Raw genomic sequence first — 17259 nt, forward strand, 5'->3', positions numbered from 1 at the left:
GCCCGCCGCACCCCGGCGGGCCGGGCCCGCCCTTTGCCGGCGCCGTGGGGGATCATGGGAGATCGCACCGTCCCCGAGCACGCCTCCCAGCACGCAGGAGCACCCCGTGGCCCAGATCGTCCTCTTCCACTCCGCCTACGGACTCCGCCCGGCCGTCCACGCCGCGGCCGACCGGCTCCGCGCCGCCGGACACGAGGTGCACACCCCCGACCTGTACGACGGCCGGGTCTTCGACACCGTCGAGGACGGCATGGCGTACAAGGACGAGCTCACCACCGACGAACTGCTGCGCCGCGCCGTCCACGCCGCCGCCCCGCTGCTCGGCCAGGGCGGGCCCGGCCTGGTCTACGCCGGCCTCTCGCTCGGCGCCGCCCTCGCCCAGAACCTCGCCCTCGCCGACACCAACGCGGCCGGCCTGCTCCTGCTGCACGGCACCTCCGACATCCGCGACGACGCCGCCACCTCCGTCGCCGTCCAGCTGCACGTCGCCGAGCCCGACCCCTTCGAGCCGGAGGACTGGCTGAACGCCTGGTACCTGCGGATGACCAAGGCCGGCGCCGACGTCGAGGTCCACCGCTACCGCGGCGCCGGCCACATCTACACCGACCCCGAGCTCCCCGACTACGACGAGGAGGCCGCCGAACGCACCTGGGCCACCGCCCTGGCGTTCCTCGCGGAGTTGGACGGCTGACCGTGCCCGCAGCGGCCGGCCACTCGGGCACCCCGCTCGCCCGCAAGCTCGGCATCAGGCCGGGCCACACCCTGCTGCTCGCGGACACCCCCGAGGGCTTCACGATCCCCGGCCTCCCGGACGGCCTGCTGATCCAGCACCGTCCGGACCGGGCGGCCCCCTTCGACACCGCCCTCTGGTTCCCCGCCGACCGGGCCGACCTCACCGCCCGCCTCGCCGAGCTGCGGGCCGCCATGCGCCCGGCCGCGGGCCTGTGGATCGCCTGGCCCAAGCGAGCCTCGGGCGTGCCCACGGATGTGACCGAGGACGTCCTGCGCGAGGTCGCCCTGCCGACCGGTCTGGTCGACAACAAGGTGTGCGCCGTCGACGGGACGTACTCCGGCCTGCGGTTCGTCGTTCGCAAGGACCTGCGGACGGCCTGACTCGACCGTTGACTGCTTCGCCGAACCGAACGAGTCACGCAGACCTGTACGGCGGGTCGGTGGTTCCGGCCGCGAGGGCACATCGTCAAGGATGAGGTCACCACCGACGAACTGCTGCGCCGGGCCGAGCCCGTCGCCGCCCGGCTGCTCGGCAGGGGCAGGCATGGTCGCTACCAGCCGTTGACATCCAGAAGGCCCCGCGGAAGATCATCAGCGGGGCCTTCTGGCGTTGGCGATTCACTCCTGGCCGATAGGGCTCGGAGCCTCGGGAGATCCTTGATCGCCCAGACCTTATCCAGGAAGCACCGGCTTCGCCTGGACTTTATGAGAACATTGAGATTGCCACCGCGGATCTCTAGTTTGATTCACCTTCCTTGATGAAGCCGCGATAGACAATTGCGAGCAGTGATGCGTAGGCATGAATTTCTTGCGCGGCTACAAGATCGCGTCCCTTGTATTCCGCGCACAAGGCGTCGGCTCGGTCGCGGACATCGTCGAGTTCTGCCAGGACATCTGCACCCGACGGCCTGAACGCGCCGGTCCTGACGAAGGCTTTGACCACGGAGGCGTGCTCGTCGGCCTCGCCAAGATCGGCGCGAACAGCCCTCAATTCTTCCGTTGACCCGGTTGGCGGATACGGTGCGCGCAGCCATAGGGTGTAGGCATCAACAAAGCTCAGTTCCATGAATCCTCGCAACCATTGGCCATCGCGTCACGGGTGGTACGTGACGACCCTGCCGTCCAATGACGTGATGAGCAGCTCGCCCGTATCTTTATTGAAGTACTTGAAACCCTTCAGGGCATCGTCAGCGAAGCCGATGTCCGTAAGGCTCTTGGTCCAGCCCACCGCTCCACCGGGTTGCGACAGGCGCTGAGCGAGCGCAGAGGCTGCTTCGAGATACTGCTGCTGGGTCATGCCGGCCGGATTTCCCCACCTATTGTAATGATCCAAGAACTGCTTCCCGGCCGAATCGTATGTGGCGGGATGGAAGTATTTATTGACATCCCCGATAGAAACCGCCAGGCATGGCAGTTCGCCAGTATTATGAACCAGTACCGGCGTGCTGCCTGCGACCACATAGTAGGTGTGGGCGACATCCACCGTGAGGTTGTAGGCCGGCTGCAGCGTGGTCCAGTGACGAACGGCCGAGATCTTGACGACCCTGCCGTCCGGGGCTCGTAGGGTGTCGGCCGAGGTGAGGTCTGCGGCGTCGAGCCAAACGTGCCGGTTCTCGGACCAGAACGGGTGATGATCCGTGGCGGTGACGGTGCCGCCGGCGCCGTCGGAGAGCGTGATGTCGGTGAAGTCCCGGTCATCAGGGGTGCGGATGGTGCCCGCGACCCGATGAGAGCGCGTGGTGCCTGTCGTGGGGTCGGTGGACGTTACCTGGTCCCCGACCTTGACCTCCTCGATCGGGCGGCTGCTTCCGTCTCCTAGAAGGACCCTGGTCCCAGCAGGGAAACTGTTCGGCTTCGTCACGCAGGGGGGCAGGTCGCCGGCTTTCCGGAAGAGCCCCTGGAGGGACTCGCTGATCTTCGAAGCCCGTACCCCCCACTTCTCGAGCTTGACCCCCAGCGCTCCCCACCCGGCGATCGGAACCGTGCTGGCGCAGGACAGCGCGGCGTCCATGTAGCCGTCCGAAAGACCCATCTGGGTTTCCATGGTGTAGCCAACACAGTTGGCCAGGCCGGCAGGTACGCCAACAATCGGAAGTGACGAGAGCAAGTCGAGTTCGAGGTGGGCGAGTTGGATCGCCACCTTGAGCTTCTGGTCTATCGGGAGGTTGTTGAAGGCGATGACGCCCCGCATGTAAGGCGGCAGAGCCGACAACATGACGGGATTCCACCCCGGGCCGTACTGTGCCTCCAGCTGCGCTGCCTTGGCCTGTGCCAGGGCGTTCTGGAAGATGTCGTTGACGGACTTGGCGTCCTTGCCGGCCTGTTCGGCGACGATCTGTGCGGCCGCGGCAGTGGCATAGGCCTTGGCCGCACTCGTGGCGGCGGCGGTGGCACTCGACTGGGCCCAGACAGCGGAATCGGCGGCCTGGTTCGCGCTGTCGGTGGCCCGCTGTCGGGCCTGGTTCGCCGTCTTCGCGTGCTCGGCTGCCTTCTTGGCCGACGCCTCCGCCTTGTCCGCCGCCTCCCGGGCGTGCTGGGCCGCCGTTGCCGCGTCCGCCGCATCCGTCCGAGCCTGGGCGGCATATTTATCTGCCTCGGCCGTAGCGCCGCGCGCCAGCGCGTACACCCTCAAGGCCTCGCTGGCGCTCTGCCGGGCCCTGGCCGCGATGTCGGCCGCCTCCGAGATCGCCTGCGCGACCTGCGACAGGTGTGCCGCGATCAGCTGGTCCTGACGCTGCGCCTGGAACTGGCCGGACTCGATGAACGTGCGCAGGACATTGGGCGGGCTGACGAGGGCGGCTTCGGCTGCTGCTTTGACCTCGGCTCCGCCGTTCTGGGCGAGTTGGGCGGCCAGGACGCGATCGTCGGTCTCCCGTGCCGTGTACTGGCCGGTGGTGAGGAAGTCGACGAGCGCCTTGGGGGTGCCGGCGTTGAGGGCATCGGCGGCGGCCTGCTTGACGCCGGGCCCGCTGTTCTGGGCGATCCGGCTGGCCTCGACCTGGTAGTCGGTGAACGCCGCCTGGTGCTGGCCGGTCTCCACGAACGCGTGCACCTGGGCGGTGTCACCCTTGTACGCGGCCTTCGCCGCCTCGCGCACCGCCTTGTACGGGGTGTCGGTGACGATGTCGCGGATCTGGTCGCGTTCATCGCTGGTGCGGGCGTTCTGCCAGCCGGTGCGGGCGTAGTCGGCCATCGCGTTGTCGGAGCCGGCAAGGGCGTAGGCGGCCGCCGTACGGCTCCAGGGGCCACCGACCTTCATCGTGGCCACGGCCATCCGCCGGCCGTCGGCGACCACTTGGCCGAGGTCCGCACCGGGCTGGGCGGCCCGGGCCGCCAGCGTGACGGCGTCCTGGCCGAGCTTCCGCGCCTCGGCTTGGACCCGGTCGGCCCCGGCCTGTGCCTGCTGGTAGGCGGCGCTCAGGTCCTCGGCGTGATTGCGGCCGGCGATCGTACGCGCAGCGATCTCCTCGTCGTCCGCCTTGCGCGCGGCCTGCTCGATGTCGACGGCCTGCTGCGCGGCCGTAGTCGCGGCGTTCGCTGCGGCCTTCGCCGCCTCCGAGTGGATCCTCGCCTGCTCGGTGGCCTGCGCGGCGTCCCCCGCGTGCGAGGTGGCCTCCCGCGCCGCCTGGGCCGCCGCGCTCGCGTGATCGGACGCGGACCTCGCGGCGTCCCTCGCCTGCGCCGCCGCCTTACCGGCATCGGACGCCAACTGCGATGCGACGCCGGACGCTCGGGTCGCCTCCGCGGCATACCGGCGCGCCGACGCCGCGGCGGCCTTCGTCTCAGTCGCGGACGCCCCCGCCCGCTCGGCGAGGGTACCTGCCTCGTCCGCGGCCGTCAGCGCCGCGTTCAAGGACCCGGTCAGGCCCTTGAGCGCATCGGCCACCTTCTCCACGGCAGATGCCGCGTTCGTGGCCCGGTTCGCCCAGTCACCCGTGGTGGAGGACATCCGCGCGTAGTACTCGGCCTGATGGATCGTCGCCGCGTCCACCGCGCCCGCCGCAGCCGCCTTCAAGACCTTGCCGGCTGCCTCGGACGCGTCGGCCGCGGCGGAGGCGGCGTTGGTGGCGGTCACGTTGGCGAGACGCGCGGCGGCAGCGGCCTTACGTGCCGCACTGACCGCGGACGCCGCAGCGTCCGCCGCCCGTCGGGTCGCCTCGGCCGCGCGCCGGCTGGCCTCGATCGCCCGCGCCGCATCACCCTGGGCGGCCCGCAGCTCGGCCGCGGCGCGCTCGGCCGCATCCTTCGCCAGCTGGGCTGCGCTGATCGCGCGGTCGGAGGCGTCCTTGGCCGCCGCCGCCTCCTGCTCGGCCTGCTCGCCGGCCACCCGCGCCTGCTCGACGAGCTGCTCGATACTCGCGTACTCCTGGTCGTGCGAGCGCGCCACGAACTGGCCCACCAGCAGGAACTCGCGAACATCGGCCATCGACGAGTTCAACGCCGAAGCCGCGGAACGCTTCGTCGCCGGACCACCCGCGCTCTCCAGCTGGGCCACCCGGACCAGGTCATCCGTGTCGCGCAGCTCGTACTGATCCTTGTTCAGGAACTTCTGAACCTGCTCGACGGAGCCGTTCAGCGCCGCGTTCGCGGCCTCCTTCAGGCCCCGGCCCGCATCCGGCCCACCGCCGATCCGGGTGGCCTCGACGAGCTGGTCCTCCTCGAAGGGCTTCTGCCAGCCGTCCTTGAGGAACGCGTCCAGGTCCTGCGCGTTGCCCGCCAGGGCGTGCTGCGCGGCCTCGCGCAGGGCTCGGCCGCCCTGCGCGACGATCTGCAGGGCGGTCTCCCTGTCGTCCTGCTCCTGGGCCGTGGCCCGTCCGGAGGACAGGAAGGTGCCGATCGCGTCCTGGCCGGAGGCGATCAGAGCGGCTTCGGCAGCCGCCTTGACGGCAGGTCCGCCGTCCTGCCAGAACTGCACGACCTTCCCGCGGTCGGTGGCGCCCAGGCCGGCCGGAGTCGGGTCGTCCGCCACTGCCGGCGCAGTTGACAGCAGCCCGGCCAACAGAGCCAGCGGCAGGACCCGTCCGACACTGCGCGCGCCCAAGAACCTCCTCCCGTGTCCAGCGGTCCGGGATATGTCAAAACGCAAGGAATCCCCCTCATTCGTGAGAGCCGGTCGAACCGGCCGGCGAGGAATCATGGCAAGTCCGGCAAGCCGTAGTCGAATCAACGGCAATCCGTCGGTCAGTCATGTGGCGAATCGTCATGTTCTGTCTGCCAGACCAGCGCTGAGGAACAGTCTGTTGTTGGTGGCCGCTATGATCCGGTGGTTGCAACGGCTCCTCCGCATGCAACAAAAGCGGAAGAGCTCATACCGATTTGAAAGTGAGTCGATGGCTCCACGTATACGCCGATGGCTTCCGGCAGCAACTACGGCGTTGGCCGCGGCCGTTCTCGGTGCGCCTGCTCCGCTCGCCGCCGCCTCCGAGCCGGCCGCCAATGCCGCAGCACCCTTCGCGGTGGAGGACGGCGCCTACCCGGGTGCCCAGGAGATCCTGCAGACCACTGGCGCGACGTTGCTCCGTGGTGACGGGCACATCACCCACACCTCGTGCGACTCGCCGCACCAGGTGGCGGTCTGGGGCCGTACTCTGCGGACTCCATTGCACCGCGTCTGCTTCGCCGCGCCGTACTCCACCGGCTACCTCGCGCTGAACGTCCCCGACACGTTCCGGCTGGAGACCACCGGCCGTACCCTGCAGGCCAGCCTCACCACCGACGGCAAGGCCCAGACGGTCGACGTGCCCGCGGACACCGCCGTCGGCGTGGGCGAGGCGGGGTCGAACCCGGCCTCCCGGTCCGTTCTGCTCGAACTGCGCATCACCGGTGCCGTGGCGGGTGTTCCCGCGGGTCCGCCCCCCGAGCACGGAACGCTTCCCGGCCGGACCGACCCGCTCGAGACCATGATGAGGATCACGGTCGGGGACAAGCGCAGCTGCTCCGGCACCCTCGTCGACCCGTCGTGGGTCCTCACTGCCGCGAGCTGCTTCGTCGACAAGCCGGAGCAGGGCCTCGACGTGCCCGCCGGGGCGCCCGCGGACAAGACCACCGCCACCATCTCCCGGATCCGGCTGAGCGATCCTCCGCTGCCGTCCACCTACGACGTCGTCGAGCTGGTTCCGCGCACCGACCGCGATCTCGTGCTGGCCCGCCTGGCCACCCCGATCCGCGACGTGACACCCATGCAGATCGCGACTGCCGCCCCGGCGGCCGGGAGTCTGCTGACGGTCGGCGGCTTCGAGCGCACGGCCGACGACTGGACCCACGACCTCGGCCGCAGCTCGGTGATGCAGGTCGGTGCGGTCGCTCCGACCGGCGTCGACCTCGCCCCGAAGTCCCCGGACCCGGGCCCCGGCAACGGGCTGGTCTGCAAGGGTGCCGCCGGTGGTCCGGCCGTGAACAGCATCGACCTGACCCCCGACGCCGCCGTCGGTCCGCACCAGTACCGCTACGAGCTGGTGGCCGTCAACAGCCGGTCCTGGCAGAAGGGCTGCCTCGACTCCGCGGAGACCGAGCACAGCGGCGCCTACGACACCCGGGTCGACGACCTGACCCAGTGGTTCCAGAAGGAGGCCGGCATCTACCCGGCGTCCAAGTTCACCCCGGTGACCTCGACCCGGGTTCTCGACACCCGGAGCTCGGGCGGTCGCACCTGGGCGGCGGTCACGGGTCAGGGCGGCAGCGAGAAGGTCCTGAACCTCGGCCAGGACGGCACCGGCCCGTTCAAGCTGCCGCAGGGCGCCACCGCAGCGGTCCTGAACCTGACGGTGGTCAACCCGACCGCCGCCGGGTTCGTCGTGGCCGAGGCGAACGACAAGGCCAAGCCCACCACCTCGTCGGTCAACTTCGCGGCGGGTCAGACCGTGGCCAACCTGGTGACCGCGCCGGTCGGCCCGGACGGCAAGGTCTACCTGTGGACGAACACCAACGACTTCGACGTGCTGGTCGACGTCGCCGGCTACTACGCCCCGACCGGTGAGAACAAGTACGCCCCGGTGACGCCGAGCCGTCTGCTGGACAGCCGGAACAGCGGCGGCCCGCTCGCCCCGAACACCACCAAGGACGTCCAGATCACGGGTGCGGCCGGTGTCCCGGCCGACGCGAAGGCGGCCGTGGTGACCCTGACCGCCGTGGCCCCGGCCGCGGACGGCTACTTCACCGCGTACCCGGCCGGCAGCGCCCGCCCGAGCACCTCGAACATCAACTTCAAGGCCGGTGCGATCGTTTCCAACCAGGCCGTGGTGCCGATCGGCGCGGGCGGCAGGATCACCCTGTACAACAGCTGGGCCGGCAACGCCAACGTGATCGTCGACATCGCCGGTTACTACGGCGCCAACGCCACCGAGCTGTTCCACCCGGTGAGCCCGACCCGCCTGCTGGACAGCCGTCAGAACAACGGCGCTCCGCTCGCCTTCGACCAGTCGGTGGCGATCGGCGGCCTGCCGGGCGGTGCGGACGCGGTCGTCGTGAACGCCACCACGGTCGGCAGTGACGGCGCCGGCTTCTTCTCCCTGTACCCGCACGGTACGACCCGGCCCGCCACCAGCGACCTGAACTTCACCGCGGGCCAGCTCCTCTCGGCCCACGCCACGGTCGCCACCGGCGGCGGTCAGATCGACCTGTACAACCACGCCTCGCACAGCCATGCCATCGTGGACCTGGCGGGCTGGTTCGCCAAGTACTGATCCGGCGGACGGCACACACCCGGGGCCCGGGACCGGCACAGTCCCGGTGCCGGGTCCCGGGCCCCGTGGCGTGATGAGAGACCGCCCCGGCCCTCGTGGTGGCGGCGGTCTGCGGGGTGGACGGGTGATCGCCGTGAACCTCGGCCGCGACCTGGACGGCTCGGTCCCGCCTGCTCGGCCTCCAACTCGCCGACCCGGCCACGACGCGCTACTGCCTCCACCATGTGCAGGCCGGCGCGCACCACGCTCGCCGCCGACTGCGGGTGGAACCGGGTGTCCCTGCAGACCCACTCCTGCGTCCAGGTCCGAAATAGGTCAAATTGCCAGGAGCCCTCCTCGTCGGGAGCCGGGCGGATCGGACGGCTGGCATTCATGTCAACTTCACTGAATCGCGGCCGAATTGACTGAGGCAAGATGGTTCGGATCTCTGTTGTTCAGTCATGTTCCGTCCCTTGAAAATATTGTGAATCACAGTCAGTTGTGAACGCTATGCTCCAGTGACCGCGACGGCTCCACCGTGCCGCCATTGGCATGGAGGGGCGCATTCCGATTTTGAAAGTGAGTCGATGGCTCCACACATACGCCGATGGCTTCCCGCAGCGGCGACGGCGTTGGCCGTGACCGTTCTGGGCGCTCCCGCTCCGCTCGCCGCCGCCTCCGAGCCGGCCGCCAATGCTGCGGCACCCTTCGCGGTGGAGGACGGTACCTATCCGGGTGCCGAGGAGATCCTGCAGGCGACCGGCGGTGCGACGTTGCTCAGGGGTGACGGACGCATCACCTACACCTCGTGCGACGCGCCGCACCAGGTGGCGGTCTGGGGCCGCACCCTGCGGACTCCGTTGAACCGCATATGCTTCGCCGCGCCGTACTCCACCGGATACCTCTCGTTGAAGGTCCCCGATGCCTTCCGGGTGGAAAGCATCGGGCGCACCCTGCAGGCGGGCATCACCATCGACGGCAAGGCCCAGACCGTTGACGTGGCTGCGGACACCGCCGTCGGTGTGGGCGAGGGGGCCGGGCAGACGTCCAAGGCCGTCCTGCTGGAGCTGCGCGTCACCGGCTCCAGCACCCCGCCTGCCGCGGGCCGGGCCGCCGATCCCTCCGTCGCGTTCACCACCAAGCTCGACATCGGCGGCGGCAAGCGCTCCTGCACCGGCGCGCTCGTCGACGCGCTGTGGGTCGCCACCGCCAAGAGCTGCTTCGCCGACGACCCCGCCCAGTCGATCGCGGTGGCGGCCGGCGCTCCCAAGGACAAGACCACGGCCACCATCGGCCGTGCCGACCTGACCACCAGCGCAGGCCAGGTCCGCGATGTGGTCGAGCTCGTGCCTCACGCGGACCGCGACCTCGTGATGGCCCGGCTTGCCGCGCCGGTCAACGACATCGCCCCCATCGCGCTCTCCACCACCGTGCCGACGGCCGGTCAGGATCTCCAGAGCGCCGGCTACGGTCGCACCACGAGCGCGTGGGTCCCCGCCGCTCCTCACACCGGCACCTACACCACCGGCGCCGTCCAGGCCGCGGGCCTCGACCTCGGCCCCAAGGCGACGACGGACCCCACCGCCTGCAAGGGCGACGCCGGAGCCCCCCTGTGGCGCACCGAGAACAACAAGCCCGCCCTGGTCGCCGTCACCAGCCGCTCCTGGCAGGGCGGTTGCCTCGGCACCCCCACCACCGAGACCCGCACCGGCAGCTACGGCACCCGCGTCGACGACCTCGGCGGTTGGGTCAAGCAGACGGTGCTCAGCGCCGTGACGGCCGGTGACGCGAACGGTGACGGCCGGGCCGACGCCCTCATGGCGTACCACTACGCCGACAGCGCGATCGGGTTCTTCACCTCGCTGAGCAAGGCGGACGGCGGCTTCAACCCCATCACGGCCGGCTACATCGTGCCGAAGGGCAACTGGGACTGGAACTCCAGCCGGTTCATCGCGGGTGACTTCAACGGTGACCACCGTACGGATCTCGCCCTGATGTACCACCACGAGGACGGTTCGATCACCCTGCACACGGGTCTGGCGGACGCCGAGGGCCACATCCAGGCGTTCAGCCTGCCCAGCTACACCGTGCCGGCAAGCGCGGGTTGGGACTGGAACGCGATCCGGCTGTACGCGGGTGATGCGAACGGTGACGGCCGGGCGGATGCGATCATGGTCTACCGGTACGCCAGCAGCGCGATCGGTTTCTACACCTCGCTGAGCAAGGCGGACGGCGGGTTCAATCCGTTCACCGTCGGCTACACCGTTCCGGCCGGGAACTGGGACTGGGACTCCAGCCGGTTCATCGCGGGTGACTTCAACGGTGACCACCGCACCGACCTCGCCCTGATCTACCACCACGGCGACAACTCCATCACCCTGCACACGGGTCTGGCGGACGCCGAGGGCCACATCCAGGCGTTCAGCCTGCCCAGCTACACCGTGCCGGCGAGCGCGGGTTGGGACTGGAACGCGATCCGGCTGTACGCGGGTGATGCGAACGGTGACGGCCGGGCGGATGCGATCATGGCGTACCGGTACGCCAGCAGCGCGATCGGTTTCTACACCTCGCTGAGCAAGGCGGACGGCGGGTTCAATCCGTTCACCGTCGGCTACACCGTTCCGGCCGGGAACTGGGACTGGGACTCCAGCCGGTTCATCGCGGGTGACTTCAACGGTGACCACCGCACCGACCTCGCCCTGATCTACCACCAGGGCGACGGTTCGATCACCCTGCACACGGGCCTCGCCGATGCCGAGGGCCACATCCAGGCGTTCAGCCTGCCCAGCTACACCGTCCCAGCCGGTGCGGGCTGGGACTGGAACGCCCTCCAGCTGCAGTAACGGGCGCGCACGGACAGGACCGAGGGCCCGGCGGCCCGGCACAGGACACTGTGCCGGGCCCCGGGCCCTCGGCATGACGCGGGTGGGACTACAGCCCCGGGATGCGGCCGTTGCGGAAGAGGTCGACGAAGAGCTGGTGGTCGCGGCGGGCGCGGTCGCCGTAGGCGTGGGCGAAGTCGACGAGCATCCCGGTGAAGCCGTCCTCGTCGGCGGCGATCGCCTTGTCGATGGCGTGCTCGGTGGAGAACGGGACGAGGCTGTGGCCGCTGGAGGACTCGTCGGCGGCGGCGTGCATGGTGGCGGTGGCCCGGCCGAGGTACTCGGTGACGGTGCGCAGGTCGTCCGGCTCGTTGAGGTCGGTCCAGTCGAGGTCGGCCGCGTACGGGGAGACCTCGGCGACGAGCTGGCCGCGGCCGTGCAGGGTGGTGTACCCGAGCCACGGGTCGCTGTGGTCCTGCAGGGCGCGCTGCGAGATGACGGTGCGGTGCCCCTCGTGCTCGAAGTAGCCGCGGATCGCCGGGTCGGTGACGTGCCGGGAGACGGCCGGCGTCTGCCCCTGCTTCATGTAGATGATCACGTCGTTCTCGAGGGCGTCGGTGTGGCCCTCCAGCAGCAGGTTGTACGAGGGCAGGCCGGCGCTGCCGATGCCGATGCCGCGGCGGCCGCAGACGTCCTTGACGCGCAGCGCGTCGGGGCGGGTGCGGGAGGCGGGCGGCAGGGTCTCCAGGTAACGCTCGAAGGCGGCCAGCACCTCGGTGCGGGTGTCCGCGTCCAGTTGGAAGGCGCCGCCGCCGATCCGGAACCGGCGGTCCCAGCCCTCGACGACCGTCTCCGCGTCGAGCAGTTCGACGCGGGTCTGCAGCCGGGCGCGGCGCAGCGTGTCGAGGATGGGGCCGTCCGCGGTGTCCAGGGTGAACTGGGCGGCGTCGCCGTTGCCGGCCAGCGCGGCGATCTGTCCGCGGTAGGCGGCGGCGAAGGCGCGCACCAGGCCGCTGATGGTGTCGTCGGAGAGCGCCTTGGCGTAGCCGATCAGGGCGAGGCTGGCGGCGAGCCGCTGGACGTCCCAGGTGAAGGCGCCGACGTAGGCCTCGTCGAAGTCGTTGACGTTGAAGACGAGCCGGCCCTCGGCGTTCAGGTAGGTGCCGAAGTTCTCGGCGTGCAGGTCGCCGTGGATCCAGACCCGGCCGGTGCGGTCGTCGAGGAAGCGGGCGCCGTACTCCCGGTACGGGGCGGTGGTGAGGTCGGCGTAGAAGAGTGCGGCGGTGCCCCGGTAGAAGGCGAAGGCCGAGGCGGCCATCTTGCGGAACTTCACCCGGAACGCGGCCGGGTCCTGCGCCAGCAGCTCCCCGAACGCGGAGTCGAAGACCCGCAGGACGGTTTCCGCGCGCTCCGGCTCGCGGTCGGCGACGGTGGGCTGGTCGGGCATGGGCCTTCCAATCGGTGCGGTCTGTCGGTGGTGCCGTCCGGTCCGCGGGGGGAAGGACGCGCGGCGGGCGGCCGCGGTTCAGGCGTTCGGCGGCGCGGGCGGCGCCGACGGGGGACCGGGCGGCGTCGTCGGCGGTATCGGCGGGTGGGCCTGGCGCTGCGCGGGGACGTACGGGTGGAAGGCTACCGGGGCGGGGGCGGCCGGGGCGGCCGGGCGCGTCGCGCCGACGATCGCGGCGACGGCGATCGCGATGCCCACCGTGAGCAGCAGGGTCATGTTCAGCCACAGGTGGCTGACCGGCTCGGCGAAGGTCCGCCGGGAGGCCGAGTAGACCACCTGGTTCAGGATCTGGCCGAGGGCGGCGAAGCCGGTCACCGAGGTCAGCGCGACGGCCGCCGGGCGGACCCAGCGGCCGCCCATGAAGGCGCCGATCGCCAGGGCGGCCAGGGCCACGCAGTAGCCGGTGTCGTAGGCGAAGAAGCCGACCGGCGCGTCGACGTAGTCCGCGTAGGAGATGCCCAGGGCGGTCAGCAGGTAGCCGGGGCCCTTCTGCGCGATGTCGTAGGCGAGCACGCCGAGCTCGGAGGCCAGCTGGACGAGCGCCAGCACGCCGATCGCGGTCAGCCCTCCGCCTCGCGCCCGCTGCTGCACCACCGGGCCGAATGCCATGGAACCCCTCCTCGCACGTCAGTGCGCCAGAGGCTATCGGCGTGAACGGCCGGGCCGGAACCCCGGGTCTCCTTCCGTGACCCGGTGACCGCCGAACGTGACCCGCCGGCGCCTGAAAGTGAGGGAACGTGGAGCATTCGTGCCGTGTCCCGGGGCGGGTGCGACGGGGGACTAGACTCGGTGCCGCGACGCGGAAGCCGTGGTCCGGGCCCTGAGGGTGGCTCGGGCCTTACCTGTTTCGCGCCCGGTTCCGATCATGCCGAGACTCCGGAGGCCCCGCCTTGAGCGACCAGCCGTACGCGCACCTGCACGTCCACACCGAGTACTCGATGTTGGACGGCGCCGCCCGGCTGAAGCAGCTCTTCAAGGAGGTCGAGCGGCTCGGGCAGACCCACGTCGCGATGACCGACCACGGCAACATGTACGGTGCCGCGGAGTTCCACAAGCAGGCCACCGCCGCCGGCATCACCCCGGTGATCGGCATCGAGGCGTACGTCGCCCCGGACTCCCGCTCCAACACCAAGCGCATCCTGTGGGGCCAGCCGCACCAGAAGAAGGACGACGTCTCGGCGTCCGGCGCCTACACCCACAAGACCATCTGGGCCCGCAACAAGGAGGGTCTGCACAACCTCTTCAAGCTGACCTCGCGCTCCTACGCCGAGGGCTGGCTGGTGAAGTGGCCCCGGATGGACAAGGAGATCATCGCCGAGCACGCGGCCGGCCTGATGGCCACCACCGGCTGCCCCTCCGGCGAGGTGCAGACCCGGCTGCGCCTCGGCCAGTTCGACGAGGCGGTGAAGTCCGCCGCGGACTACCAGGACATCTTCGGCAAGGAGAACTACTTCCTGGAGCTGATGGACCACGGGCTCGACATCGAGCAGCGGGTCCGCGACGGCCTCCTGGAGATCTCCAAGAAGCTGAACATCCCGCCGGTGGTCACCAACGACTCGCACTACACCACCGAGGGCGACGCCGGCGCGCACGACCTGCTGCTGTGCGTGCAGACCGGCAAGAACCTCTCCGACCCGGACCGCTTCCGCTTCGACGGCACCGGCTACTACATCAAGTCGGCCGCCGAGATGTACGGCCTGGACACCTCCGACGCCTGGCAGGAGGGCTGCCGCAACAGCCAGCTGCTGGTCGCCTCCCGCGTCGACACCGCCGGCATGTTCGAGTTCAAGAACCTGATGCCGCGCTTCCCCATCCCGGAGGGCTTCGAGTCCGAGGCGGACTTCTTCAAGTCCAAGGTCTGGGAGGGCATGGACTGGCGCTTCCCGGGCGGCTACGACGAGGAGCACAAGAAGCTCGCCGAGTACGAGATGGACACCATCATCCAGATGGGGTTCCCGGCGTACTTCCTCGTGGTCGCCGACTTCATCATGTGGGCCAAGCAGCAGGGCATCGCGGTCGGCCCGGGCCGTGGTTCGGCCGCCGGCTCGCTGGTCGCCTACGCCATGGGCATCACCGACCTCGACCCGATCCCGCACGGCCTGATCTTCGAGCGCTTCCTCAACCCCGAGCGCATCTCCATGCCCGACGTCGACATCGACTTCGACGAGCGCCGGCGCGGCGACGTGATCCGCTACGTGACGGAGAAGTGGGGCTCCGACAAGGTCGCCATGATCGTCACGTACGGCACCATCAAGGCGAAGGCCGCCATCAAGGACTCCTCGCGCGTCCTCGGCTACCCGTACGCGATGGGCGACCGGATCACCAAGGCGATGCCGCCGGACGTCATGGGCAAGGGCATCCCGCTCTCCGGCATCACCGACTCCTCGCACCCCCGCTACAGCGAGGCCGGCGAGATCCGCGGGCTGTACGAGACCGACCCGGACGTCCGCAAGGTCATCGACACCGCCCGCGGCATCGAGGGCCTGATCCGCCAGCCCGGCGTGCACGCCGCAGGCGTCATCATGTCCGCCGAGCCGCTCACCGACCACATCCCGGTCTGGACCCGGCACACCGACGGCGTCACCATCACGCAGTTCGACTACCCCACCTGCGAGGGCCTCGGCCTTCTCAAGATGGACTTCCTCGGCCTGCGCAACCTGACGATCATGGACGACGCCGTCAAGGCGATCGAGAAGAACAAGGGCATCAAGATCAACCTGCTTGATCTGCCCCTCGACGACAAGCCGACCTACGAACTCCTCGCCCGCGGCGACACGCTCGGCGTCTTCCAGCTCGACGGCGGCCCCATGCGCTCGCTGCTGCGCCTGATGAAGCCCGACAACTTCGAGGACATCTCCGCCGTCCTCGCGCTGTACCGCCCCGGTCCGATGGGCGTCAACTCGCACACCAACTACGCGCTGCGCAAGAACGGCCAGCAGGAGATCACCCCGATCCACCCGGAGCTGGAGGAGCCGCTCAAGGAGATCCTCGAGCCCACCTACGGCCTGATCGTCTACCAGGAGCAGGTCCAGAAGGCCGCGCAGATCCTCGCCGGCTACTCGCTCGGCCAGGCCGACCTGCTGCGCCGAGCCATGGGCAAGAAGAAGAAGGAGATCCTGGAGGCGGAGTTCGTCCCCTTCCAGAAGGGCTGCCGCGAGCACGGCTACTCCGACGCCGCGATCCAGGCCGTGTGGGACGTCCTCGTCCCCTTCTCCGGCTACGCGTTCAACAAGGCCCACACCGCCGGCTACGGACTGGTCTCCTACTGGACGGCCTACCTCAAGGCCAACTACCCGGCCGAGTACATGTCCGGCCTGCTCACCTCGGTCAAGGACGACAAGGACAAGTCCGCGGTCTACCTCAACGAGGCCCGCAAGATGGGCATCAGCGTCCTGCCGCCGGACGTCAACGAGTCCGACGCCGACTTCACCCCGCACGGCAACGACACCGTCCGCTTCGGCCTCACCGCCATCCGCAACGTCGGCGGCCCGGTCGTCGAGTCGATGATCCGCACCCGCAAGTCCAAGGGGAAGTTCGCCTCCTTCCCGGACTTCCTGGACAAGGTCGAGTCGGTGGTCTGCAACAAGCGGACGGTCGAATCCCTCATCAAGGCCGGCGCGTTCGACTCCCTCGGGCACACCCGCAAGGGCCTCACCGCGCAGTTCGAGCCGATGATCGACAACGTGGTCGGCGTCAAGCGCAAGGAGGCCGAGGGCCAGTTCGACCTCTTCGGCGGCGACTCCGTCTCCGACGAACCGAGCTTCGGCCTCGACGTGGTCTTCTCCGAGGAGGAGTGGGACAAGTCCTTCCTGCTCACCCAGGAGCGGGAGATGCTCGGCCTCTACGTCTCCTCGCACCCGCTGCACGGCATCGAGCACGTCCTCGCCGACAAGGCCGACTGCGCCGTCGCCGACCTCGCCGAGCGCCCGGACGGTGCCATCGTCACCATCGGCGGCATCATCTCCGGCCTCCAGCGGAAGATGACCAAGCAGGGCAACGCCTGGGCGATCGCCACCGTCGAGGACCTCGCCGGCTCCATCGACTGCATGTTCTTCCCCGCCAGCTACCAGCTGGTCTCCTCGCAACTCGTCGAGGACGCCGTGGTGTTCGTCCGCGGCAAGCTCGACAAGCGGGAGGACGTGCCGCGGCTGATGGGCATGGAGCTGTCCGTCCCGGACCTCTCCAACGCGCACGCCGAGGCACCGATCGTCATCAACATCCCCAGCGGCCGGATCACCCCGCCGCTGGTCGCCCGCCTCGGCGAGGTCCTCACCCACCACAAGGGCACCACCGAGGTCCGCCTGCGGCTGGAGGGGCGGAACAAGACCACCGTCCTGCGGCTGGACCGGCACCGGGTGAAGTCCGACCCGGCCCTCTTCGGCGACCTCAAGCAACTCCTCGGCCCCAGCTGCCTGGCCGTCTGAGAGACACCCCGAGGGGCGGGGGGGACCGCCCGGGTGGCCCAGCCCCGCGGTGGGGCGGGAACCCCCACATCAACACCCCCCTCCCCCCCGCCCTTTAGTGCAGATCAGTAGAT

The 17259-nt window shown here is 69.8% G+C and carries 9 protein-coding genes; 5 read left to right on the top strand and 4 right to left on the bottom strand.

Features of this window, described 5'->3' with window-relative positions; translation table 11 throughout:
- Positions 1–106 precede the first annotated feature (106 nt).
- Positions 107–691 carry a dienelactone hydrolase family protein gene (locus ABZ641_RS10845; RefSeq protein ID WP_344623966.1) on the top strand — a complete coding sequence of 195 codons (585 nt, stop codon included), beginning with the start codon at positions 107–109 and terminating at the stop codon, positions 689–691.
- A gap of 2 nt (positions 692–693) precedes the next feature.
- A complete protein-coding gene (locus ABZ641_RS10850) occupies positions 694–1113 on the top strand; it encodes a DUF3052 domain-containing protein (RefSeq protein WP_359980819.1) in 420 nt (139 codons plus the stop codon).
- Between the two features lie 355 nt (positions 1114–1468).
- On the opposite strand, the gene ABZ641_RS10855 is transcribed toward ABZ641_RS10850, so the two are convergent.
- Both ABZ641_RS10855 and ABZ641_RS10860 read right to left on the bottom strand, forming a co-directional pair.
- Entirely contained in the window at positions 1469–1798 is a 330-nt protein-coding gene (locus tag ABZ641_RS10855) for a hypothetical protein (RefSeq protein WP_359980822.1), read from the bottom strand.
- 27 nt (positions 1799–1825) lie between these two features.
- Complete coding sequence (locus tag ABZ641_RS10860; RefSeq protein WP_359980825.1) at positions 1826–5773, bottom strand: polymorphic toxin-type HINT domain-containing protein; 3948 nt, start codon at positions 5771–5773, stop codon at positions 1826–1828.
- A gap of 334 nt (positions 5774–6107) precedes the next feature.
- Here ABZ641_RS10860 and ABZ641_RS10865 point away from each other — a divergent pair, with 334 nt between their 5' ends.
- Together ABZ641_RS10865 and ABZ641_RS10870 are read left to right on the top strand one after the other, a co-directional pair.
- Positions 6108–8414, top strand: coding sequence for a trypsin-like serine protease (locus tag ABZ641_RS10865; RefSeq protein WP_359980827.1), 2307 nt, complete (start codon positions 6108–6110; stop codon positions 8412–8414).
- Between the two features lie 617 nt (positions 8415–9031).
- Positions 9032–11236, top strand: coding sequence for an FG-GAP-like repeat-containing protein (locus ABZ641_RS10870; protein WP_359980829.1), 2205 nt, complete (start codon positions 9032–9034; stop codon positions 11234–11236).
- An 88-nt stretch (positions 11237–11324) separates the two neighbouring features.
- On the opposite strand, the gene ABZ641_RS10875 is transcribed toward ABZ641_RS10870, so the two are convergent.
- Positions 11325–12662, bottom strand: coding sequence for a DUF2252 domain-containing protein (locus tag ABZ641_RS10875; RefSeq protein WP_344623970.1), 1338 nt, complete (start codon positions 12660–12662; stop codon positions 11325–11327).
- Positions 12663–12740: 78 nt separating this feature from the next.
- A complete protein-coding gene (locus tag ABZ641_RS10880) occupies positions 12741–13331 on the bottom strand; it encodes a hypothetical protein (protein WP_344623971.1) in 591 nt (196 codons plus the stop codon).
- 281 nt (positions 13332–13612) lie between these two features.
- Here ABZ641_RS10880 and dnaE point away from each other — a divergent pair, with 281 nt between their 5' ends.
- On the top strand, positions 13613–17146 hold the full coding sequence (gene dnaE / locus ABZ641_RS10885; protein ID WP_344623972.1) for a DNA polymerase III subunit alpha: 3534 nt from the start codon (positions 13613–13615) through the stop codon (positions 17144–17146).
- Positions 17147–17259: the final 113 nt, after the last annotated feature.

This window comes from Kitasatospora sp. NPDC007106, from assembly GCF_040634455.1.
Classification (GTDB): domain Bacteria; phylum Actinomycetota; class Actinomycetes; order Streptomycetales; family Streptomycetaceae; genus Kitasatospora; species Kitasatospora arboriphila.

Bases quoted from the DNA above. Each gene is read 5' to 3' on its own strand.
- ABZ641_RS10855 (WP_359980822.1), bottom strand. From the start codon at position 1,798: ATGGAACTGAGCTTTGTTGATGCCTACACCCTATGGCTGCGCGCACCG.
- ABZ641_RS10875 (WP_344623970.1), bottom strand. From the start codon at position 12,662: ATGCCCGACCAGCCCACCGTCGCCGACCGCGAGCCGGAGCGCGCGGAA.
- ABZ641_RS10880 (WP_344623971.1), bottom strand. From the start codon at position 13,331: ATGGCATTCGGCCCGGTGGTGCAGCAGCGGGCGCGAGGCGGAGGGCTG.